This window comes from Vibrio sp. 811 (assembly GCF_033339195.1).
This window is the reverse complement of record NZ_JAWOUB010000142.1, coordinates 1-985: the sequence shown is the minus strand read 5'-3', so window position 1 is coordinate 985 and position 985 is coordinate 1. Positions and strand designations below refer to the sequence as shown.

The following is a 985-nucleotide window of genomic DNA, read 5'->3' as shown; positions in this document are numbered from 1 at the left end:
CGTCCGCAGCTCGGCCGATAGAAACGTTCGCCACTTCCATGTAAATATCGCGTCGGCGGAGAATTGGCAGCTCAATCACGCTTGGTGTGATGATAAGCGGTCGAGGCTCTGGCTCAATCAGCTCTTTGAGGGCGTTTTTTAGCTCATCCTTTGCGATGGGCTTTTGAATAAATGCTTTGGCACCTAACGCGAAAACGCGCTCTTTGGCTTTGGGTTGAATGTCCCCCGACACAACCACAACTGGCGTTTTGTTTCCCAAACGCTGCATGTTTTCTAAGGTTTCAAAACCGTCCATTTCTGGCATGGTGAGGTCAAGAAACATCAGTTTAAATTCTTTTTGCGCTAATTCTTCAAGCGCATTTTTTCCATGGATAGCAAACGTAATATCCGGATTCAATGTTGCTGGCAGTGATCTAGCCATCTGCTTGCGTGCTAACGCTGAATCATCACAGATGAGTACAGGAAAAGACATTCAATCACCTTTTTATATTCAACAATCTGCGCTGGAGTCTACCAGATTGTTACCGCATATAGTACGAGAAAACTGACGAGGAACTAGTATTTTTTGTTTATGCAGTAAGCATACGCAAGATCAATAGATGAGTGAACCTAGCCAACAAGAAACAACGCATTTCACTGTCGATTTAGTGACATCGAACAAAGCCTACTGACCATTCTCAGACCTTGATACGCATAGGGTTGCGTTTATCTAAGCTCCAGAAAACCGAGAAAAAGCTCGTTACTTGCTAAAGTGAAGAAAGGAAAGATGAAACATCAAAAAGGCATCTAATAAGATGCCTTAAGTAAAATCACGATGCTAATGCGCTTTCTATGGCACACCGTGACCTTTCGAAGCAACCCAAACTCGATACCATTGCTCGCGAGTCAATTCGATATTCAGCGCATTCACGGCCGTTTGCACACGCTCAATTTTCCCTGAACCAATGATTGGAATTGGCTTAGATGGCAAGCGACGTACCCAAGC

Annotated in this window: 1 protein-coding gene and 1 pseudogene; both read right to left on the bottom strand. The window is 44.4% G+C overall.

Features of this window, described 5'->3' with window-relative positions; genetic code table 11:
- A partial coding sequence (locus R7Q46_RS25420; RefSeq protein ID WP_318077971.1) for a response regulator occupies nt 1-472 on the bottom strand: 472 nt, incomplete at its 3' end.
- A 357-nt stretch (nt 473-829) separates the two neighbouring features.
- A pseudogene (locus R7Q46_RS25415) lies at nt 830-985 on the bottom strand (oxidoreductase); the annotation flags it as partial.